Origin of the sequence: Parasphingorhabdus sp., assembly GCF_039982415.1 — a bacterium.
Lineage (GTDB): Bacteria > Pseudomonadota > Alphaproteobacteria > Sphingomonadales > Sphingomonadaceae > Parasphingorhabdus.
Genome location: NZ_JBDWYL010000006.1, coordinates 244,458 through 264,110, shown reverse-complemented (window position 1 = coordinate 264,110; position 19,653 = coordinate 244,458). Strand labels below are relative to the sequence as shown.

Sequence of the window (19,653 nt, the reverse complement as noted above, 5' to 3'; positions counted from 1 at the left end):
TTTGATGACCGGCGCAACCGGGACAATTGGCGGCGAACTGGCGGCGCGCCTGCTTGCTGCGGGTCATTCGATTATAGCGCTAACCAGGCAAGGTCAGGATATTACCGCCAATGACGGCCAGCCGGTGGCTGCTTCAAATTTCCATGGTACGATGCCCGAACCTGGCCGGCTCGCCCGACTGAGCGGGGATATTTGTCAACCCGGTCTGGGGCTGAACAAGGATGAACTTGCACTATTGGAACGGTATGTTGATCTGGTTGTACATTGCGCAGCTGTCACTGACTTCAACACCGGGGACAATGTCTATCAGAGCGTCAATGTGGATGGTGTTGCCCATATGCTCGCTATATGTCGCAATGCGCGTTTTCTCCATGTGAGTACAGCTTATGTTTGTGGCATTCGCGGCGGTCTTATTGCTGAAGAGCCGGCAGCGGTTCAACAGGAATTTACCAACGGATATGAACGATCCAAAGCCGCCGGGGAAGCATTGGTGCTGGCTGCAAATCGAGAATCTGTCGTGGCGCGTCCGAGCATTGTTGTTGGCGCTCATGCCGATGGCGCTTATCCGCGATTTGACAGCTTTTATAAATTTTTCCGGCTCCTCGCTGAGGGGCATATTAGTCGTTTACCGGTGGCCGAACATGCAACATTGGATTTTGTACCCATAGATCATGTCATTGCCGGCTTGCTCGACATTATCCATCATTGGGAAAGGGCAGAGGGTACAATCATCCATTTGACTGCCGCGCGCGCCATTCCGGTTTCGTTATTGGTCGATGCCATTGGTCAATTTGATCATCTCGACCCTCCGTCCTTGGTACCGCTCGACAGGTTTACGGTGGACAATTTGCCGCCACTAGAGCGGCGCTTGTATAAACAATTTGCAGCCTTTTATACCGCTTATCTGCAACGGGACCCGCAATTTGAAACTGAAAATTTGCGGCGTGTAAACGGCCGGGTCTGCCCGGCTATGGATCTTGCTGCGCTGCAAAGAATGATCCGCTATTCCATCGATCAAGGCTTCATCCGTAAGCAGCGGGCAGAATACGGCGGTTAGCGGATATCTGGATATTCATCGGCGAGCCTTTCTCGCGCGCCCATCGCCCACATCAGCCCTACTTTCAGATATATCCAATTGGCGCGCCATCGCCCCCAAGCGGTAATGCGTCTGTCCGATGTCCAAACCCATCGCGGTATCATGCGAATTTTGCCAAAGCGGGAAAGTTTGATGCACAAATCGGCTTCTTCCATCACCACCACGCGCTCGTCGCAACCGCCTATGGCTTGAAAATTCTCCCGGCGGAAGAACATGGCATGATCCCCGAATAACAGGCGGACCCCGCGCAGAAACAGATGCGGCCGAGTGAGCATTGGCGCATACCAGGTCTTGATCCAATTATGCAGAGTTGAGCCCCAGCGTGTGCCTTGGGGGCCAGCGATGCGCGGAGTGAAACTGGCCAGTCCGGTTTTGCCATCAGCCATAGCCGCACATATGACTGTCACGGCATCGGGCGGCAAAATACTATCTGCATGGAGAACGCAGATTATGTCGCCCTTGGCTTGGTCGACACCAAAGTTAATTTGCGCGCCGCGCCCTGTTTTCGGGGCGCTCAAGACCGAAAAGCCAGCCGCTTTCACCAGATCGACCGATTGATCCTCGCTGCCGCCATCGACAACCAATATTTCGTCAGGCTGTGGGTCGAGCAGCTTTATGCCTTTGATGGTCGCCGGGAGCGCGTTTTCTTCATTAAGCATCGGGATGAGCACCGTCACCCGGTTCATCGGGTCAGCCATGGCCATCTATCCAGATCTTCGGGGCGATCGCAATCATGCAAAATTTCCAATATTTCATAGCGCATGCCGCGCTGCTGCAACCGTGCCAGCGTATCGGGCATAACATGTTCTGTGCTCCAGCGCATATCTTCAAATAAAAAGGAATGAGGTTTTTGCAGGCCGATAAGATAATAGCCGCCATCATCGGCTGGACCGATAACGACTTCGGATCTTTGTAGTGCACGCTGAGCTGCTACGACATGATCTACCGTCAAATCAGGCGTATCCGAACCCAGAAAAATAACCGGTCCGGGGTGGATTGCAGCCAGCAGGCGGGCGGTTAAATCACCGGTCGGTTGCGGAACATATGATAAGTCGTCGCCTAGCCATGTGGTCAAAGTCTGATCATCGCCGCCGCTATAGTGAATTTCAACTTTTGCTCCGGTCTGCCGTAATATTTCGACGGTTCGTTCGGTGAGCTTTTTGTGGACCAATGCCGCGCCATCGGGACCAAGGGTGGGGATTAACCGCGTCTTGGCCGTGCCCGGCACCGGATAGCGAGTGAACAAGACCAGTCGGACGGGATTCATGATGCAAGCTGACGGAGAAGAAACATGGTGATCCGATCGTGATCAGGGCCTTTACCAACAGCCGGTTCGAGACAGAAAAGACTAACGTTACATAATTTTCATTTTTTTCAAACCGGACTGTAACAAATTCGCGAGTTACCGCGAAACTTGATTGATCTTTTAAAATCTATGACAGTAATTTAGGAGCATATTATGAAAAACCTGAGCTTAGTTTTGGCAGCGGCATCAGTCATTGTTGCAACCCCGGCATTGGCATCCGGCGGCGGCGGTGGTGGTGGATATAGCGGCGGCGGGTTCAGTGCTCCTCAACCCCGAAATCCTCGATTGGTGGCGTATAATAAAGGCAAAAGAGCCTTTAAAAAGCGGATCACTTGTAAGAAATGCGCATATAGCAGCGGCGTCAACAATGGCAAAATGGCCCGCGAAGTCGCGGCAAAAGTCAAGGCTGGTGAGTTTAAACTCAAGCCGAAACAACGCCAAGCTGTGCTTTTCTATATTTCGGAACGCTATAGCATAGCCACTTGAAGTCGCGCGCGGTCTTCGGGTTCGCTTCCCCCGCGACAAAGAAATTCCCAGCTCTGGTGAGCGCGGCCATGGCGATTGCCGTGACCGCGGCGCTGGTGCTGTTATCGCGTAGCCCCGATGTCGCCATTTTGCCCTATGTGCTTTTGCTCAGTCTGGGCACGTTTGCGGTTACAATCAGTGTATGGCGCAGTTCTCCGTTAGGGTCGAATACCGTTTTCGGAGTCGCATTGATTGCGCACGCGATCGCGATTTTTGGTTTTGCTGCGTTTGAAGATGATTATTTTCGATTCATCTGGGATGGCTGGATGCTGTCACAAAACGGCACTCCCTATGGCATTGCACCGGCCAATTTTTTTGGGGAAACACTGGCGGATGACCGGCTGGGATTGATACTTGATGGCGTAAACAATCCGCATCTACCGACCATTTATGGTCCAACGCTGCAATTTCTCTTCTCTTTGATCTACCAGTTTTCAGGCACAGATCCTCTCGGTTTGAGAATTGTTTTCGCGATCGCCAATTTGATATTGGTTGCGTTGTTGCTGCGCTGGACAAGCCCGAACAAGACGGCGCTCTATGCATGGTCCCCGCTGGTGCTTACCGAGATTATCATCCATATCCACCCTGATGGCATCATGGCGATGTTGTTGCTTGCAGGGCTGGTTGTTGCCAAGCGCTATCCATGGCTTGCCGGTTTATTCTTCGGATTGGCAGCCGGCGCCAAGATTGTGGCTTTAGCGCTTTTCCCGCTTTTGCTGCGAATGAAGGCGCGCGCCTTGGTTGTCGCATTGACCAGTCTGGTGATTATTTATGGTGTGTTTCTGCTTCAAGGGCAGGGTGCCGGCTTCGATTCAACCGGCGTTTTTGCGAGCAATTGGTATTATAATCCGCTTGCCTTTGCGCTGCTCGATTTTGCCTTGCCGCCGCCGATAGCGCGGACCAGCGCAGCAGTCATAGGCATAGCCATAGTGATGATATTCCATGCCCGTACACGGACTTTGGATACTGCCCCGATAGCCCTGATCTTTGGAGTGATCCTGGTGCTCGCACCGGCTGTAAACGCTTGGTATCTGCTGTGGATTTTACCCTTTGCGACGAAAGGCAGGATGATCTGGCCCTTTGTCGCGGCCGCTGCCTTGCCGCTAAGCTATTTGACCGGCCTTAATCTCGACGACCCTCTTCTCAACGATTTCGAAGTGCATGGATGGGCCTGGGCAGTCCAGGTGGCGATGATATTAGGAGCAATTGGCTGGGACTATCTGCAGTTTCGGAAAACCCGGATCGAAAAAGAAGAAAAGGTCAAGCCGCTTAATCCTCTTGATCATCCCAATATCGCAATTGTCATTCCAGCATTGGATGAAGAAAAGTCAATTGGCCAAGTGGTTCGCGATATTCGCGCCCAAAATTGGCCGTCAAAACCGCACGTAATTGTCGCCGACAACGGCTCTTCAGACGACACAATATCTTTGGCTCAGATCGCTGGGGCGCAAGTGGTGCGCGAACCAAACCGCGGCTATGGCGCTGCCTGTTTGGCTGGCATCGCCGCCATTCCTGATGACGCAAATTTGATATTATTTATGGATGGAGACGGCGCGGATATTGCCGAAGAAGGGCCCGGCCTGATCGCGCCATTGATAGATGGTCAGGCTGATCTCGTCATTGGTTCTCGCGCCTTGGGCAGAAAACAGGCGGGGGCAATGACTTTTCCGCAAATTTTCGGCAATTGGCTTGCGACTCGGTTAATGTGGCTGATCTGGGGAAAGCGGATGACCGATCTGGGACCCTTTCGGGCGATACGCCGGGATGTATTGGACCAATTGCATATGGCCGATCGTGATTTTGGTTGGACCATCGAAATGCAGGTCAAGGCGGTCCAGCACAATATGCGGATCGTTGAACGCCCCGCCGGCTATCGCCGAAGGGTGGGTGTTTCGAAAATATCCGGAACCATCCGCGGTGTGCTAATGGCAGGCAACAAGATCTTGTTTGTCATCGGCCGAGAAGCGTTTTTTCGTTAGTCTTGTGCCGCTTGCTTGCGTCGCCGGCGGATGAGATAGAAACCACCGCCAATAAGGACCAGCAACAGGCCGCCCGCCGCCGCGCCGAGCAGCGGATTGGAACGGATCAACCACAGAGGTGAGATAAAATTCGAATTTTCTGCCTGACCCGGCCCTTTGCTATCGTTTAGGCGCCAATCATATTCCAAGAATGAAATCTCCATATCGCCGTCGCTCAGCGCTTCAATATCAGTGTCTGAAAGACCGAGACTATCAGCATAAAGGGCAAAAAATTCATCCAAAGTTTCGGCATCGCGCCAACCTTGCTCGAAATCATCGCCATACCAATTGAAGATGGTGGATACGGCCAAATTACCATTTTCCAAGCGGTTGCGGCTACGGTCGCGCAAAAAGCCATCTGTCATTCTTTCGAGCTGCGCTTCTAATTTGCTGCCAACAAAAGCTTCATTCAATAGCGAAGGGCAGCCAATGCTGGCACAATTGACCGCGAAATGGATCCGTGGTTCGTCATAGCGGCCGCTGCCACGGATGATGTCATGTTCGATATTGTCCAAAGACAAAGTCTCTCCCAGCAACGGAATAAATTCTTTTTGCCAAGGTGATTGTGTCAATGTGCCCAATTCTTTGATCGATGTCAGATTCGGATATGCCGTCAGGATAAGCTCCACCGTCCAGGCATTATAGGCATTGATGAGAAAGGCGAGTTGATCTGGATTGGACCAGCCATCAAATTCCTCGCGCGTGACCGATGACATCGCGTCCAGATAGATTTTCAATGCCGCCCGATCTTCTAGGAATTGCGTATAATTGGCGGTTGAACTGGTTCCGTCTGCGGCCATTTCGACATTGTCATTCAACAGGCTATTCCAACCCGAATGATCAAATGTTGCCGCTTGGGCTGATGTCGCCGCGAGTAGGCAGAAAATTGTTGCCAAATTTTTTTTCATGTCAAACCTTGCTAGATAAAGGGGAGTGTCAATGTATCCTTTTGCTCTTCATTCGCTGCAAATCGACGAACTGTTACAACGTGTATCATTTTCATGGAAAAAGCACATATGACTTGAAGTTGCCCATTGTCAGTCAATCGGATCAACGTCCAAAACATACACCGCCTGGCGATAGAAATAAGCCAATTTGTGAACCGCGCTATGGCGAAGATGCAATCCCATTTGGTCAAATGTCGCCAGCCATTGTTGATGGCTGCGGTTGCTGTGCGGATGGCCGAAAAATTCCATATTGGTCAACTTGTCGGTCCATTTCGTATAAAATGCCTGCCAAGGACTTTCATAGACATCTTCGATAATGATGAGCCTTTTGGATATGCGTGCCGCTTCGTGCAAAATCACATCAGGCCGTTTTGTGTGATGCAAAATGGTGAGCAACAGGCCGGTGTCGAATGTCTGATCGTCAAATGGCATGATCTCACCATCATAGATGATCGGACGCAAGCGTTTCTCAATGCTATTATCGGCTATATCCAAGGCCGTTACTTCCAGTCCTTGGTCGCGAAAAATTTCAACGACACTGCCGGGCCCCGATCCAATTTCTACCAGATGATCTGCCGGTTTCAGCCATTTATGTGTCAGACGATATTTTCGCCGCGCATCCATTTTCCAAATCGCGTAAACCGCACGACCAAGAAGCGGGATTTTCCAGAAAATCTGCATGCGTTGGAACCTCTTGAACCTAATGCTATCTATTCGCGGCGACACAGCTATTGGTTTCATCCTGAAACAATCTTCGACAAATCACTACCCGGCGGTTTATAGGCGCGACATTGTTATTAATGGCTAGGAATATGAAATGACACTTATTGGCCCCGCTTCCCACAGCTATTTTTCGCAACGCCTCAGACTGCATTATGCCGATTGGGGCAATGCCGACAAACCGCCGCTTATTTTGCTACATGGCGGGAAGGATCACTGCCGCAACTGGGATTGGGTGGTCCAGGAATTGCGGGATGACTGGCATATTATTGCACCCGATGTTCGGGGGCACGGAGATAGCCAGTGGAGTACAGACGGCAACTATACAACCATGGCCATGGTTACCGATTTGGCGCAGCTCATCTATCAACTGGATCTTTCACCCGTTACTATTGTTGCGCATAGTATGGGCGGAAATATCGCTTTGCGCTATACTGGACTCTATCCTGACACAGTGCGGAAATTGGTCGCCATAGAAGGGCTTGGTCCTAGTCCTGAAATGCTCGTTGAGCGCGAGAAAATAGGGCAGCTTCAGCGCGTGCGCAATTCGATCGAGGAAAAGCGCCGGGCGTCCGGACGCCAGGTAAAGCGGTATAAGACATTTGATGATGCGTTAAAGCGGATGCAGGATGCCAATGGTCATTTGTCTGATGAGCAAGCGGAGCATCTGACGACGCATGCGGTGATCCGTAATGAAGATGGCAGCTATAGCTGGAAATTTGATCCCTATGTGCAACATTGGGATTCGATCGATTTGCAGCAATCGGATATTCAGCAACTGTGGGGCAACATCACATGCCCTACCCAATTGCATTATGGTGATGACAGTTGGGCGAGTAATCCGGAAAAAGACGGGCGGATGAAATATTTTGGCGACAATGTCGAGGTTAAGAGCTTCGCCAATGCTGGCCATTGGTTACATCATGATCAATTTGACCAGTTTGTTCAAGAATTGCGGGCTTTTCTATAGTCAGTAAGACACTAGCGCGGCGGCCGAAAAAGCTATTCGCGAGAATGTCAGCTAGCTGATCGCGATGATGGGATGATAGTGCCTCCAAAACTATCACATTTGATGTGATATATCTCTGGACGTATCACATTATAGTGTGATAGGGCGCAGCTAATCCTATCATCCGAGGTCTATCTATGAGCAAAATATTGATCGAACAACTGATCGACTTGATCGATTCTGGCAAAGAAACGCGAGCCGGTTTGGCGCGCGCGGCTGGTCTCCATGCCAATAGCTTAAGGGCATTGGGACAACCGGATTGGAACCCGACCGCTGAAACTCTGGGCAAGCTGGAAACCTATTTGGCGCGGGGTGGCAGCGGCGTCATGGCAACCGCCGAAGAAATCATCAATGAAGCGCGCAATGGCCGGATGTATATCCTGGTCGATGATGAGGATCGAGAAAATGAAGGCGATCTTATCATTCCAGCGCAAATGGCCACGCCTGATGCGATTAATTTCATGGCCAAATATGGCCGTGGTCTCATCTGTCTAGCCATGGCGAAGGATCGAGTGGAAGAACTGGGTCTCGATATGATGAGCCAGAATAATCGCACTGCTCACGAGACGGCTTTTACTATTTCGATCGAAGCGCGCGAAGGCGTAACGACAGGTATTTCCGCTGCCGATAGGGCGCGTACGGTTGCGGTCGCGATCGACGGGACCAAAGATAAGAGCGAAATTGTGACGCCGGGTCATGTTTTTCCATTGCAAGCGCGCAATGGCGGCGTGCTGGTGCGTGCCGGCCACACAGAAGCGGCGGTAGATGTGTCCCGCTTGGCCGGGCTTAATCCTTCCGGTGTGATTTGCGAGATTATGAAAGATGATGGAGAAATGGCCCGGCTTGATGATCTGATCGAATTTGCTCAGCATCACCGTTTGAAAATCGGTACAATCCGTGACTTGATCGCTTATCGATTGCGCCATGATCATCTCGCTCAAAAAAGAACGGAAGCCAGTTTTGAAAGCCGTTGGGGCGGAGAATGGAAGGCATTGACCTTTTTCAACACCGCAACAGAATCGGAACAAATAGTTTTGCAAAAAGGCCATGTGGATCCCGAAACCCCGACTTTGGTGAGAATGCACGCAACCGCTATATTTAACGATGTGTTTGGAAAAACGGGCGACCATTCAGGCACATTGGCCGAATCAATGAAGATTATTGGCGAGGCGGGGTCGGGTATCATAGTCTTTATCAGCCCGCGCATTCCGGATTTTTATTCGCGCCAAGTCGCGCGCCTCAAAGGCGAGAAACCAGCCGATATGGATCAGCTGCGTGATTATGGCGTAGGCGCACAAATCCTCACCGAATTGGGAGTGAGTGATATGGAATTGCTCTCCAATACGAGCCATGATCTGGTGGGACTGGACGCCTATGGTTTGCGTATTGTCGGTCAGCGGGCCATTCCTGATGGCCAAGATCAATTGCAAGCGGAGGCCGTATAATGGCGAAATTTCTTATTGTTGAAGCGCGTTTTTATGATCAGCTTAATGATATGCTTCTCGATGGCGCAATCACAGCTTTGGAAGCGGCCGGTCACGCATATGAAAAATTGACTGTGCCTGGCGCATTGGAAGTTCCTGGAGCGATCTCGCTAGCGATTGATAGCGGTCAATTTGACGGCTTTGTTGCGCTCGGTGTGGTGCTGCGCGGCGAGACCTATCATTTTGAAATTGTCTCAAATGAAAGTGCGCGTGGCATCATGGCTTTGACGCTTGATGGTGCCGCAGTCGGCAACGGTATTATTACAGTAGAAAATGAAGCCCAGGCGCTTGCGCGGGCGGACAAGGGGCAGAAGGACAAAGGTGGTGAAGCAGCAAAAGCCGCCATGGCCGTGGTGGAACTGGTTCAAAAGTTCAGCTGATCGCCATTCTCCCTGTGGCTTTATGAACGCGCTTGGTCTTTGCGCATGGCGGAGACTTCTTCTCGCAGTCCTCTGATCTCGTCCAAGATAATATCGCGCTGTGCGCTTTGTTCTTCGTCGGCTTCTTCGTGCATGGCATTGACGATAATCGCGATGAACAAATTAAGCACAACAAAGGAAGTCACTAGGACGAACGGCACGAAAAATGTCCAGGCCCATGGATAGACTTCCATGATCGGACGGACGATGCCCATTGACCAGCTTTCCAGCGTCATGATTTGGAAAAGGGAATAGAGCGACGATCCGATAGACCCAAACCATTGCGGAAAAGCGCCGCCAAATAATTTGGTTGCCATTACGGCGGCGACATAAAATATCAGACCCAATAACAATATGACTGAACCCATGGACGGGATAGCGGCCAGCAAGCCTTGCACCACCTGACGCATTTTGGGCATGGCTGAAATTAGGCGAAAGGCCCGGACGATCCGCAGGGCCCGGAGGATCGCAAAATTTCCGCCCAGGGGCAGCAAAGCCGCGGAGACGATTATAAAATCGAATATATTCCAACCATTGCGGAAAAAGGACAATCGATAGACTAGCAATTTCAGGAGAATTTCAACGACAAAAATTATAATCGCGATCTGGTCCAAGCCGATTAACAGCGGTCCGAAAGCGGCCATGGCTCCGGAAGAAGTTTCCAGCCCAATGACAATCGCATTGATAACGATTACAGTCATGACCAAATTTTGAAACCAAGCCGATTCAATCATGGTTTTGATTTTGGATATCACGCGATTGCCCTTCACTCTGTTTATCCCTGCCATTTGGCGATTTCGTGGACGGGTATCAAGTCGAGAATGCTCATGCGATACACTTGCCAATACGCATCTGCTCCGCTATAGTTACAAATGAAACTATATTATACTCTGTTGTAAGGAACCCTCCCATGGCTGATCTTTTTGAAAACCCAGCTGGTCTCGATGGCTTTGAATTTGTTGAATTTTGTGCCCCCGAGCGGGGAATACTTGAACCGGTTTTTTCGGTCATGGGATTTACCGAAATTGCTAAACATCGCAGCAAAGACGTCCATTTGTGGCGTCAGGGCCAGATTAATCTGATCATCAACTATGAGCCCAAATCAGCCGCCTGGTATTTCGCCCGCGAACATGGTCCCTCGGCTTGTGGCATGGCTTTCCGGGTCAAAGACGCGCGCAAAGCCTATGATCATCTGCTTGAAAATGGAGCGGAACCCGTCAGCGTTGAAACCGGACCAATGGAATTACACATCCCGGCTATTCGCGGCATTGGCGGAGCGATTCTCTATTTGGTTGATCGCTATGATGGCGGTGAGCGCGGCGAATCGCTGACTATCTATGATATTGATTTTGAATATTATCCGGATGTGGATCGCAATCCGGTCGGCGCCGGTTTCGATATCATCGACCATTTGACGCATAATGTTTATGGCGGCCGGATGAAATATTGGGCGGATTATTATGAAAGCTTGTTCAACTTCCGCGAAATCCGGTTTTTCGACATCAAGGGAGAATATACTGGGCTGACGTCCAAAGCTCTCACCGCACCAGACGGCAAAATTAAAATACCGCTCAACGAAGAAGGCGAAGGCGGCAAAGGGCAGATTGAGGAATTTCTTCGCGAATTTAATGGTGAAGGGATTCAGCATATTGCATTAATATGTGATGATCTTGTCGGATGCTGGGACCGGCTGAAAAAGCTTGGCGTTCCGTTTATGACGGCGCCGCCCAAAACCTATTATGACATGCTCAATGAACGGCTGCCGGGTCATGGCGAAGACGCCGACGCCTTGCAGGCGCGCGGCATATTATTGGACGGCACCACCGAAGGCGGCGAGCCGCGGCTATTGCTTCAAATATTTGCCGAGCCACAAGTTGGTCCGGTCTTTTTTGAATTTATTCAGCGCAAAGGCGACGATGGATTTGGCGAAGGCAATTTTAAAGCGTTGTTTGAAAGTATTGAACGCGATCAAGTTGCGCGCGGTGTTCTCGATGTCAAGGAACCTGCAGAATGACCGCAGCGCCCAATCTCGCAGGCATCCATCATGTTGCCTATCGTTGCAAAGATGCCAAGGAAACGACGGAATTTTATCAGCGCGTCATGGGTATGGATTTCGATCTTGCTTTTGCGGAAAATGAAGTGCCTTCAACGGGTGAATATGATCCCTATATGCATATCTTCCTCGACGCTGGCGGCGGAAATATACTGGCCTTTTTCGAATTGCCCGAGCAACCGGAAATGGGCAAGGATCCGAACACGCCGCAATGGGTGCAACATATCGCTTTCAAGGTGAGCAGCTTGGACGAATTAGAAGCCGCCAAAGCCAATGCCGAAGCCGAAGGGTTGGAAGTTCTCGGTCCTACGCATCATGGTATATTTAAATCCATCTACTTTTTTGATCCCAATGGCCATCGTCTGGAAATTGCCTGCGACATTGGCACGGAAGACGAGATGGCTGAATTACGACGCGTTGCTCCAGATATGCTGGAAGAATGGAGCCGGACGAAAAAGGCGCCGCAACATGCGGCCTGGTTACACGAGAAAGCCAGAGACGAACATTAAACACGGCATATTGATTGTTGCGACATTCCGGCGCACTATCGCGGTTCAATTAAAGATGGGAACCCTATGAAACTCGCAACATTGAAAAATGACAATCGCGATGGCCGACTGGTCGTTGTCTCCAAAGATCTGACGCGGTGTTGCGAGGCGAGTAATATAGCACCGACCTTACAGGCGGCGCTGGACAATTGGGAAAATTGCGCACCGAAATTGGAAGCCCTGTCCCGCGATGTTGACCATGAGGTCGTACCTTGCGAGCGCTTCCACGAACGCGAAGCCCATTCCCCGTTGCCGCGCGCCTATCAATGGGCCGATGGGAGCGCCTATATTAATCATGTCGAATTGGTTCGCAAAGCCCGCGGTGCAGAAGTGCCTGAGAGCTTTTACAGCGATCCGCTCATGTATCAGGGCGGATCGGATGCATTTCTCGGCCCGCGCGATGATATTCCATTGGGTGATCCCCAATGGGGTTGCGATATGGAGGGGGAAGTTGCGGTGATTACCGACGATGTCCCGATGGGCGTGAGTGAACAAGACGCGGCCGATCATATCAAGCTCATCATGCTGTGTAATGATGTGTCGCTGCGCGGTCTTATCCCGGGTGAGCTGGCCAAAGGCTTTGGCTTTTTCCAGTCCAAGCCACCCAGTGCTTTTTCACCGGTCTGCGTGACGCCTGAAGAATTGGGTGAAGCCTGGAAGGATAGCGTGATCCATCTGCCTTTGCAGGTTGACTATAATCGCGAACCATTTGGCCGTGCGAATGCGGGAGTGGATGCAACATTCAGTCTCGCGGCTTTGGTTGCGCATGCCGCAAAAACCCGCCCCTTATGCGCTGGTTCAGTTATCGGGTCTGGTACTGTGTCCAATCAAGATGCCAATGGCGGCCCCGGCAAGCCGGTTTCGCAAGGCGGTTTGGGATATAGCTGCATTGCAGAAATCCGGATGATCGAAACCATCGCTGACGGCGCGGCCAAAACACCGTTTATGAGTGCTGGCGATGTGGTGAAAATCCAGATGCTCGATGATGACGGCCATTCCATTTTCGGAGCGATCCGCCAAGAAGTGGTTGCTGTCTAGCCGGCCATTCTGATCAAACAGGGACCGCTGTTTCATATTTTATGCGTTCCATAGCAAAACTGGCCGAGACATCGGACAGGGGTACGGCCTTGATCAATTTCTTATAGACTCGGTCATAATCGGCAACATCGCGGACCAGCAATTTCAGCAGATAATCTATCTCGCCAGCCATCCGATAAAATTCGACCACTTCTTCGATAGCGGCTGCAGCGGTTGCAAATTTTTCGAGCCATTTATCGCTGTGATCATCGGTTCGGACGGCGACAAACACCGTCATACCCAAGCCGAGTGTTTCCGGTTCGACAATTGCCACCCTCCGGGCAATTATGCCTTGCGTTTCCATCCGTTTGATTCGTCGCCAGCACGCATTGGTCGACAGGCTTAGCCGTGCGGCTAAATTTTCCAGAGATACAGATGCATCCTGCTGCAAGGCCTTGAGGATATTTTTGTCATTCTCATCGATTTTTTGAATTTTATCATTCATGTGAGAAATATATCACGATATCTCAACAATATCAGCTGAAATTTTGAATTATCTGTAAGTATAGCTAATTATTTCTCTATACGAGCTTGGCATGATTGCGCTTCCCATCCGAGCTGATCGTTACGGCTTTGCCGAGCAAATCGATATTCTCGGGGGCATTTTCTAACAGTCCAATGCACGGAATGTTATTTTCATCCTCCAGCCACAAGGTGGCCGCGCCCGCCTGTCCTTTGGCATAGGCCAGCGCATAGCTTTTGATAATCCCGGCGCCGCTTGCAAAATGATCGGCTTTTGTGCCTTCATCGGGCGGCAGATAATTGGGCGTGGCTATCCGGTCCGGTGACCAGTCGCCGGTAAGCGGCGTCGCTGCGTAGATACCGACGGACTCCTTGTTAATCGCCCCGCCATTGGCGGAGATCATTCCTGGCTTGCTGCCATCCTGGCGCAATGCTTGCACCATCGCGACAATCGCATGGGTGCTGTAACTATTGCCGGGTCCGCCAAAAAAGCTCAATCCGCCGGTAAGGGTATAGCTGGACAAGGGACGTTGCGGTTGATCGAGCGCTTCCATGACCAATGAGACTGCAACGGGAAAGCAGCTGTAAATATCAATGGGCCCAATATCGGACGCTTGTTGTTCGGCCAGGTCAAGGGCTGTGCGCACCGCCCATTCAACGGCCGGCGACCGCGACAAATCCTTTTGCTGGCTAATGATAGGAACGCTGGAATCTGCTCCGCTGTGTAAATAGATCATCTTGTCGGCGGCGATGCCAAGATCTGCGGCATGGCCTGCTGTTGTCAAAATCACCGCTCCGCCAAGGGCAACGGCATCTTGCGCCACCATCCAGCGCCGATAAGGATCATTGAGCCGGTAATTGCCGCCATCATCTTGTAACAATTCCTCCGCGCTCCAGTCTCTGGCAAATTGGGCATGGGTGCGTGATGACGCGACCGAAGAAAAAGCAGACCATAAGGCGGCCATATCTTCACCATAGTTGATGCGATCCATCTGCAGCCGCGCGCGCCGAGCATTTTCCAGCAAGCCATAGGCCATAGGCATAGAGATAATACCGTGGCGGAACTCATACATGGTCAGCACCGGAAAATCCGTGCGCTTGTCGATAAAGTCGCGATCTGAAGTTTGATTCCAGTCCATTTCATGGCCGGATTTCTTCGCCTTTTTGACGGTTCCTATCGCTTCTGCGCCGCAGATGAGTGCCGCTGTAATTTTGCCTTCGAAAAGCTCGACCGCTAGTTCGTTAATATGTTTTTGCGGGCTTTGGCCGCCAACGTCGCCATAGATTAACTGCGCGGGATTAAGCCCTGCCGCTTGGGCAATCGCATCGGGAAGATTGGCCGGTGATCCATAAGCATGAGGGACGCCGCTATCGTGGAACAGGCGTGTGGCGAGCAGACAATCAATAGAGGCCCCCAGTGCTTCGGGTGCACCGCTATCGTTTAGGGCCGCCTCGACTGCTGCGGCTGCCAATTGGACCGGTGACGGCCATTCAACATTAAGAGACTGGCCACTGGATTCGCCGATGCCGATCAAAACTGGGGCTTGGCGGTCTGAGATTGTCATGGCTGGAAATTCCCTCAAAATAAACAGTTCATCGATCGATTAAAACTGATAACAGACAGGCATATTCATGCACCTAATAATTTGAGGAAAATATAATGAGCGGATGGCCGGATTTAAAATGGGATGTTGAACCAACCGGACCGCTAAAGGGGCTCAAGATTTTGGATATGTCGACAGTGGTGCTGGGGCCCTTCGCAACCTTAAATTTTGCTGACATGGGCGCGGAAGTTATCAAGGTTGAAAATGACAGCGGAAAATTCCCTGGCGATATGATGCGTCACGCTGGCGATAGTCCAACGGGCGATTTGGGACCAATTTTCACCTCGCTGAACCGCAATAAAAAATCAATCACGCTCAATGCCAAAGAAGCCGAAGACAAAGCGGTGATTGTCGAGCTACTCAAACATGCTGATATTTTTTTCCACAATGTGCGATTGGCAGGAATGGAGCGGCTCGGTCTCGATTATGAGTCGGTCAAGGCGATTAACCCCGGCATCGTCTATGTCCATTGCGCCGGATTTGGGCAAGGCGGCGACTATTCCCACCGGCAAGCATATGACGATTTGATTCAATGTTCTTCAGGATTTGCCTCGCTGTTTGAAATGCGCGGCGATAGCGGCCGGCCATTATATATGCCGTCGCTTGTGGCAGACAAGACGATCGGACTATTTGCCGTCAATGCCACGCTTGCCGCTATGTATCACAAAGAGAAAACCGGTAACGGTCAATTTGTCCAAGTGCCAATGTTTGAAGCTTTTACATGGTTCAACATGGTTGAGAATCTGTGGGGAGAAACCTTCATTCCCGGCAACGGCCGACTGGCTTATACGCGCTCGATCAATCCCAATCGCAAACCTTATCCAACCAAGGACGGATTTATTGGATTGGTCCCATATAGCGACGGTCAGTGGGAAACATTTTTCGAACTGGGTGGGAAGCCCGGCGTATTTGAAGAGCCGCGATTTGCTACCTATTCCGAACGGACCAAGAATATCACGGCGCTCTACGCATTGATTGAAGAAATTGCCGCAACCAAGACCACGGACGAATGGCTGGTGTTGCTCGACGAAAATAATATTCCGGCTATGCGCTACAATCAGATGGCTGATGTGCTGGAAGATCCGCATCTTCAGCAAGTCGGATTTTGGAGCGAACGGGAAGGAGAGAAAATCGGGAAATATCGATCGATCAAACATCCGGTTCATTATTCCGCCAGCCCGGCCAATATATATGGTGATCCGCCGACATTAGGCGCGGATAATGATGAGATTAGAAACGCCATCGGACATCCGAAAAAGGCTGACTAATTTCATAGCCAAGGAGCCGCCATGTCAGACCAAAGCCCCGTTCATGTCATCGCCAATTTTACCGTTGAAGATGCCGAAACCTATCGTATCTACGAAAAGGGTTTCTTCCCGATCCTCAAAAAACATGGCGGACATTTTGTCACGTTTGACGATGAAACAGAAACTTTTGAAGGCGCCGCGCCATTGCAAGGGCGGGTTGTATTGTTAAAATTTCCCAATGCTGAAGCCGCAAGAAACTGGTATAATGATCCCGCCTATCAGGCGTTATCAGAGCATCGCCGAGCGGGAACGACGCTCAAATTTTTAACGATGCTGCATCCTATTCCGGATCGATAGGCGCCGCTCTGATTTTGTAGACTATTGTGCAAGTGCTTGGTTTATCTGCTGTAGCAGTAGCCTTTGGGCGTAAGGATTGGACAATGTAACGGTCGGATTAAATCTGGGACTGCAGGCGATGCGCACTTGCTGTCCATCGTCTTTCATCTCGCCGTCCACCATCATGGGCGCCTGCCATGGGCCATGCTGAGCGGCGACATCAGTGTCATCCGGTGCATATCGATTGCGCATATCTGTGCCAAATTTCTGACAATCGGTTATCACCGAAGTGCGCCATTGTATGTCCTTGGGATATAGGGTGATTGATGTAACAATCGTGCGGTCCCTGAATGGCATGAACCTTATCAGCAAATGGCCTTGTGGCCCATCATAGCGGCGGTCGCTTGTGAGCTTATACATTGCAAATCGTATTCTATCGACCCTCTTGATCCTGACCAGATCATCAAAGCGAACGTGAATATTCGGTTTTTCTGTGCTTTCACCGGAAGCTGTATAGGCGTTTTTTGTCATGACGGCATGCACTTGCGCTTCTGTCATTTGAAGGCTGATCCCCTCCAGTTCCAAAAGTTCTGTTTCATTGGTCAGAACCAAATTGCTGGAAAAAAAGAAGGCCGCCGCAGAACCGAAAAATGCCAAAAACCGTATCACAATTATAGCCTCCGTTGGCTGACAGAAGCATGGCAAGCCTGTCGTAAAGCTGAACCCGTAGCTGATCCGGGATCAGCCTGCGTGGAAATCATCTTCTGTAAGTCACCACAAAAAAGCCCGGAGCAATGTCTTGCCCCGGGCCTTTATGTTTGAACCTGATCGTTAGGATCAGCTGGAATAATACATGTCAAATTCAACCGGTGCTGGCGTTGTTTCCAGACGGCTGACTTCTTCCCATTTCAGTTCGGCATAAGCCTCAATCTGATCTTTGGAGAAGACATCGCCTTTGAGCAGAAATTCATGATCGGCTTCCAATGCTTCCAACGCTTCGCGCAGTGAACCGCAAACGGTAGGCACTTCAGCCAGTTCCGAAGGTGGTAGATCATAGAGATTTTTGTCCATCGCGTCGCCGGGGTGGATTTTATTTTCAATCCCGTCGAGGCCAGCCATCAACAAAGCTGAGGCAGACAGATAAGGGTTGGCCAAAGCATCCGGGAAGCGGAACTCAACGCGTTTCGCCTTGTCGCCCGCTCCATAAGGAATGCGGCAAGATGCGGAACGGTTGCGGCTTGAATAAGCCAGCAGAACAGGCGCTTCAAAACCGGGAACGAGGCGTTTGTAACTGTTTGTGGTGGCGTTGGTAAAGGCGTTACACGCTTTGGCATGTTTGATCACGCCGCCAATATAGTAGAGGCACATTTCCGATAGACCGGCATATTCATTACCAGCAAAAAGCGGCTTGCCATCTTTCCAAATTGACATGTGTGTGTGCATACCGGAGCCGTTATCTTCTTTGATCGGCTTAGGCATGAAGGTCGCCGTTTTGCCATATGCATGGGCGACTTGTTGCACGACATATTTGTAGACTTGGGTGCGGTCGGCTGTTTCGACCAGCGTCCCAAAGGTAATGCCCAATTCATGCTGTGCAGCTGCAACTTCATGGTGATGCTTGTCCATGGGCAGGCCCATTTCCATCATCGTGGCGACCATTTCACCGCGAATATCCATCGCGCTATCGACCGGAGCCACGGGGAAATAGCCACCTTTGGCGCGTGGCCGGTGCCCCATATTGCCCATCTCATAATCACGGCCGGTGTTGGTCGGCAATTCGACATCGTCAATTTTAAAGCCGGAGCGATCATAGCCATCTTCAAATTTGACATCATCAAACATGAAAAATTCAGGTTCCGGACCGACATAGACCGTGTCGCCAATCCCGCTGGATTTCAAATAGGCTTCGGCGCGCACTGCGGTTGAACGCGGGTCGCGATTATAGAGCGAACCATCGCCGGGCTCGACAATATTACAGACCAAAATCATCATCGGCGTGGCGGAAAACGGGTCCATGTAGACCGCGTCCAAATCGGGCCGCAGGATCATGTCGGATTCGTTAATCGCTTTCCAGCCTTCGATAGAAGAACCATCAAACATGAAGCCTTCTTCAAGTACGTCTTCGTCAATCACGTCCGAACACATTGACAGATGCTGCCATTTGCCGCGTGGATCGGTGAAGCGCACGTCGACCCATTCAATCTCATGTTCCTTGATCATTTTCATGATGCTTGCAGGTGTATTGCCCATTATATTGTCCCTTGGTTGGTTATCTAAATATTGCGATTATTGAAAATTAATGGCTCTGAGTTGTCGCTCGCCCTATATGGCGTCATTATCCCGTTCACCGGTGCGAATGCGCAAGGCAGACTCCACGGGAATGACAAAAATTTTGCCGTCACCAATCCGACCGGTTTGTGCAGCAGTGGAAATAGCCTCGACGACGCGCTCCGCCAGCGCATCTTCGACAACGACTTCGAGCTTTACCTTGGGCAGGAAGTCGACGACATATTCGGCGCCGCGATATAATTCTGTATGACCTTTTTGCCGGCCAAAGCCTTTCGCTTCTGTGACGGTGATACCCGATACGCCCACTTCATGGAGCGCTTCTTTTACTTCATCGAGTTTGAAAGGCTTGATGATCGCTTCGATCTTTTTCATTTTTGTTCGTTCCATCCCTAATATTCTGGCCGCGTTCTTTTTGCTTTGGCGTGCTTATACGGCACCGAAATCGGGCGCACTTGCCCAGCACAATTCAATTACCGTGCCAGTTGGCCGCGCATAAAAGAATCGCTGGTAATC

At 50.9% G+C, this 19,653-nt stretch carries 21 protein-coding genes; 11 read left to right on the top strand and 10 right to left on the bottom strand.

What is annotated here, in order from left to right; all coding sequences use genetic code 11:
* The first annotated feature begins 4 nt into the window (after positions 1 to 4).
* Positions 5 to 1,057, top strand: coding sequence for an SDR family oxidoreductase (locus ABJU74_RS06980; RefSeq protein ID WP_348383767.1), 1,053 nt, complete (start codon positions 5 to 7; stop codon positions 1,055 to 1,057).
* On the opposite strand, the gene ABJU74_RS06975 is transcribed toward ABJU74_RS06980, so the two are convergent.
* Both ABJU74_RS06975 and ABJU74_RS06970 read right to left on the bottom strand, forming a co-directional pair.
* Entirely contained in the window at positions 1,054 to 1,794 is a 741-nt protein-coding gene (locus tag ABJU74_RS06975) for a glycosyltransferase (RefSeq protein ID WP_348383768.1), read from the bottom strand. The genes ABJU74_RS06980 and ABJU74_RS06975 overlap by 4 nt on opposite strands.
* Positions 1,779 to 2,363, bottom strand: a complete 585-nt coding sequence (locus ABJU74_RS06970) for a TIGR04282 family arsenosugar biosynthesis glycosyltransferase (protein WP_348383769.1) — start codon at positions 2,361 to 2,363, stop codon at positions 1,779 to 1,781. Before ABJU74_RS06970 ends, ABJU74_RS06975 begins: the two co-directional genes overlap by 16 nt.
* Before the next feature lie 192 nt (positions 2,364 to 2,555).
* Here ABJU74_RS06970 and ABJU74_RS06965 point away from each other — a divergent pair, with 192 nt between their 5' ends.
* On the top strand, positions 2,556 to 2,888 hold the full coding sequence (locus ABJU74_RS06965; RefSeq protein WP_348383770.1) for a hypothetical protein: 333 nt from the start codon (positions 2,556 to 2,558) through the stop codon (positions 2,886 to 2,888).
* Entirely contained in the window at positions 2,885 to 4,906 is a 2,022-nt protein-coding gene (locus tag ABJU74_RS06960) for a glycosyltransferase (protein ID WP_348383771.1), read from the top strand. The genes ABJU74_RS06965 and ABJU74_RS06960 overlap by 4 nt, the downstream gene beginning before the upstream one ends.
* Here ABJU74_RS06960 and ABJU74_RS06955 read toward each other — a convergent pair.
* Both ABJU74_RS06955 and ABJU74_RS06950 read right to left on the bottom strand, forming a co-directional pair.
* On the bottom strand, positions 4,903 to 5,853 hold the full coding sequence (locus tag ABJU74_RS06955; RefSeq protein ID WP_348383772.1) for a DUF547 domain-containing protein: 951 nt from the start codon (positions 5,851 to 5,853) through the stop codon (positions 4,903 to 4,905). The genes ABJU74_RS06960 and ABJU74_RS06955 overlap by 4 nt on opposite strands.
* Before the next feature lie 129 nt (positions 5,854 to 5,982).
* Positions 5,983 to 6,573 (bottom strand): class I SAM-dependent methyltransferase, encoded by a 591-nt coding sequence (locus ABJU74_RS06950; protein WP_348383773.1) that lies wholly within the window; start codon positions 6,571 to 6,573, stop codon positions 5,983 to 5,985.
* A gap of 136 nt (positions 6,574 to 6,709) precedes the next feature.
* Between ABJU74_RS06950 and ABJU74_RS06945 the strand changes: the two genes are divergently transcribed.
* The 3 genes from ABJU74_RS06945 to ribH all read left to right on the top strand — a co-directional run bounded on the left by ABJU74_RS06945 (position 6,710) and on the right by ribH (position 9,485).
* Positions 6,710 to 7,582 (top strand): alpha/beta hydrolase, encoded by an 873-nt coding sequence (locus ABJU74_RS06945; protein ID WP_348383774.1) that lies wholly within the window; start codon positions 6,710 to 6,712, stop codon positions 7,580 to 7,582.
* Between the two features lie 176 nt (positions 7,583 to 7,758).
* Positions 7,759 to 9,066: a 3,4-dihydroxy-2-butanone-4-phosphate synthase gene (ribB, locus tag ABJU74_RS06940; RefSeq protein ID WP_348383775.1), complete on the top strand. Its 1,308-nt coding sequence runs from the start codon at positions 7,759 to 7,761 to the stop codon at positions 9,064 to 9,066.
* Positions 9,066 to 9,485, top strand: coding sequence for a 6,7-dimethyl-8-ribityllumazine synthase (gene ribH, locus ABJU74_RS06935; RefSeq protein ID WP_348383776.1), 420 nt, complete (start codon positions 9,066 to 9,068; stop codon positions 9,483 to 9,485). The genes ribB and ribH overlap by 1 nt, the downstream gene beginning before the upstream one ends.
* A 20-nt stretch (positions 9,486 to 9,505) precedes the next feature.
* On the opposite strand, the gene ABJU74_RS06930 is transcribed toward ribH, so the two are convergent.
* Positions 9,506 to 10,294, bottom strand: coding sequence for an ion transporter (locus ABJU74_RS06930; protein ID WP_348422840.1), 789 nt, complete (start codon positions 10,292 to 10,294; stop codon positions 9,506 to 9,508).
* Between the two features lie 140 nt (positions 10,295 to 10,434).
* Here ABJU74_RS06930 and hppD point away from each other — a divergent pair, with 140 nt between their 5' ends.
* From hppD to ABJU74_RS06915, 3 genes are all read left to right on the top strand, one after another.
* Positions 10,435 to 11,538 carry a 4-hydroxyphenylpyruvate dioxygenase gene (gene hppD / locus ABJU74_RS06925; RefSeq protein WP_348383778.1) on the top strand — a complete coding sequence of 368 codons (1,104 nt, stop codon included), beginning with the start codon at positions 10,435 to 10,437 and terminating at the stop codon, positions 11,536 to 11,538.
* Entirely contained in the window at positions 11,535 to 12,086 is a 552-nt protein-coding gene (locus ABJU74_RS06920; RefSeq protein WP_348383779.1) for a VOC family protein, read from the top strand. The genes hppD and ABJU74_RS06920 overlap by 4 nt, the downstream gene beginning before the upstream one ends.
* A gap of 66 nt (positions 12,087 to 12,152) precedes the next feature.
* A complete protein-coding gene (locus ABJU74_RS06915; protein WP_348383780.1) occupies positions 12,153 to 13,163 on the top strand; it encodes a fumarylacetoacetate hydrolase family protein in 1,011 nt (336 codons plus the stop codon).
* Positions 13,164 to 13,176: 13 nt separating this feature from the next.
* Here the strand turns inward: ABJU74_RS06915 and ABJU74_RS06910 are convergent, their stop codons facing one another.
* Together ABJU74_RS06910 and ABJU74_RS06905 are read right to left on the bottom strand one after the other, a co-directional pair.
* The gene (locus tag ABJU74_RS06910; RefSeq protein WP_348383781.1) at positions 13,177 to 13,647 is read right to left on the bottom strand and encodes an Lrp/AsnC family transcriptional regulator; all 471 of its coding nucleotides are present in this window, start codon (positions 13,645 to 13,647) and stop codon (positions 13,177 to 13,179) included.
* A 76-nt stretch (positions 13,648 to 13,723) separates the two neighbouring features.
* Entirely contained in the window at positions 13,724 to 15,229 is a 1,506-nt protein-coding gene (locus ABJU74_RS06905) for a hypothetical protein (protein WP_348383782.1), read from the bottom strand.
* A gap of 95 nt (positions 15,230 to 15,324) precedes the next feature.
* Here ABJU74_RS06905 and ABJU74_RS06900 point away from each other — a divergent pair, with 95 nt between their 5' ends.
* Both ABJU74_RS06900 and ABJU74_RS06895 read left to right on the top strand, forming a co-directional pair.
* Positions 15,325 to 16,536, top strand: a complete 1,212-nt coding sequence (locus tag ABJU74_RS06900; RefSeq protein WP_348383783.1) for a CoA transferase — start codon at positions 15,325 to 15,327, stop codon at positions 16,534 to 16,536.
* A gap of 21 nt (positions 16,537 to 16,557) precedes the next feature.
* Positions 16,558 to 16,872, top strand: coding sequence for a DUF1330 domain-containing protein (locus ABJU74_RS06895; RefSeq protein WP_348383784.1), 315 nt, complete (start codon positions 16,558 to 16,560; stop codon positions 16,870 to 16,872).
* Between the two features lie 21 nt (positions 16,873 to 16,893).
* Here ABJU74_RS06895 and ABJU74_RS06890 read toward each other — a convergent pair whose 3' ends face one another.
* The 3 genes from ABJU74_RS06890 to ABJU74_RS06880 all read right to left on the bottom strand — a co-directional run bounded on the left by ABJU74_RS06890 (position 16,894) and on the right by ABJU74_RS06880 (position 19,512).
* Positions 16,894 to 17,520: a hypothetical protein gene (locus ABJU74_RS06890; protein WP_348383785.1), complete on the bottom strand. Its 627-nt coding sequence runs from the start codon at positions 17,518 to 17,520 to the stop codon at positions 16,894 to 16,896.
* 168 nt (positions 17,521 to 17,688) lie between these two features.
* Positions 17,689 to 19,101 (bottom strand): type I glutamate--ammonia ligase, encoded by a 1,413-nt coding sequence (glnA, locus tag ABJU74_RS06885; protein WP_348383786.1) that lies wholly within the window; start codon positions 19,099 to 19,101, stop codon positions 17,689 to 17,691.
* Positions 19,102 to 19,173: 72 nt separating this feature from the next.
* Positions 19,174 to 19,512 carry a P-II family nitrogen regulator gene (locus ABJU74_RS06880; protein WP_348383787.1) on the bottom strand — a complete coding sequence of 113 codons (339 nt, stop codon included), beginning with the start codon at positions 19,510 to 19,512 and terminating at the stop codon, positions 19,174 to 19,176.
* Positions 19,513 to 19,653: the final 141 nt, after the last annotated feature.

Coding starts and splice junctions, on each gene's coding strand:
- ABJU74_RS06980 (WP_348383767.1), top strand. CDS start 5: ATGACCGGCGCAACCGGGACAATTGGCGGCGAACTGGCGGCGCGCCTG.
- ABJU74_RS06975 (WP_348383768.1), bottom strand. CDS start 1,794: ATGGCTGACCCGATGAACCGGGTGACGGTGCTCATCCCGATGCTTAAT.
- ABJU74_RS06970 (WP_348383769.1), bottom strand. CDS start 2,363: ATGAATCCCGTCCGACTGGTCTTGTTCACTCGCTATCCGGTGCCGGGC.
- ABJU74_RS06965 (WP_348383770.1), top strand. CDS start 2,556: ATGAAAAACCTGAGCTTAGTTTTGGCAGCGGCATCAGTCATTGTTGCA.
- ABJU74_RS06955 (WP_348383772.1), bottom strand. CDS start 5,853: ATGAAAAAAAATTTGGCAACAATTTTCTGCCTACTCGCGGCGACATCA.
- ABJU74_RS06950 (WP_348383773.1), bottom strand. CDS start 6,573: ATGCAGATTTTCTGGAAAATCCCGCTTCTTGGTCGTGCGGTTTACGCG.
- ABJU74_RS06945 (WP_348383774.1), top strand. CDS start 6,710: ATGACACTTATTGGCCCCGCTTCCCACAGCTATTTTTCGCAACGCCTC.
- ribB (WP_348383775.1), top strand. CDS start 7,759: ATGAGCAAAATATTGATCGAACAACTGATCGACTTGATCGATTCTGGC.
- ribH (WP_348383776.1), top strand. CDS start 9,066: ATGGCGAAATTTCTTATTGTTGAAGCGCGTTTTTATGATCAGCTTAAT.
- hppD (WP_348383778.1), top strand. CDS start 10,435: ATGGCTGATCTTTTTGAAAACCCAGCTGGTCTCGATGGCTTTGAATTT.
- ABJU74_RS06920 (WP_348383779.1), top strand. CDS start 11,535: ATGACCGCAGCGCCCAATCTCGCAGGCATCCATCATGTTGCCTATCGT.
- ABJU74_RS06915 (WP_348383780.1), top strand. CDS start 12,153: ATGAAACTCGCAACATTGAAAAATGACAATCGCGATGGCCGACTGGTC.
- ABJU74_RS06910 (WP_348383781.1), bottom strand. CDS start 13,647: ATGAATGATAAAATTCAAAAAATCGATGAGAATGACAAAAATATCCTC.
- ABJU74_RS06905 (WP_348383782.1), bottom strand. CDS start 15,229: ATGACAATCTCAGACCGCCAAGCCCCAGTTTTGATCGGCATCGGCGAA.
- ABJU74_RS06900 (WP_348383783.1), top strand. CDS start 15,325: ATGAGCGGATGGCCGGATTTAAAATGGGATGTTGAACCAACCGGACCG.
- ABJU74_RS06895 (WP_348383784.1), top strand. CDS start 16,558: ATGTCAGACCAAAGCCCCGTTCATGTCATCGCCAATTTTACCGTTGAA.
- glnA (WP_348383786.1), bottom strand. CDS start 19,101: ATGGGCAATACACCTGCAAGCATCATGAAAATGATCAAGGAACATGAG.
- ABJU74_RS06880 (WP_348383787.1), bottom strand. CDS start 19,512: ATGAAAAAGATCGAAGCGATCATCAAGCCTTTCAAACTCGATGAAGTA.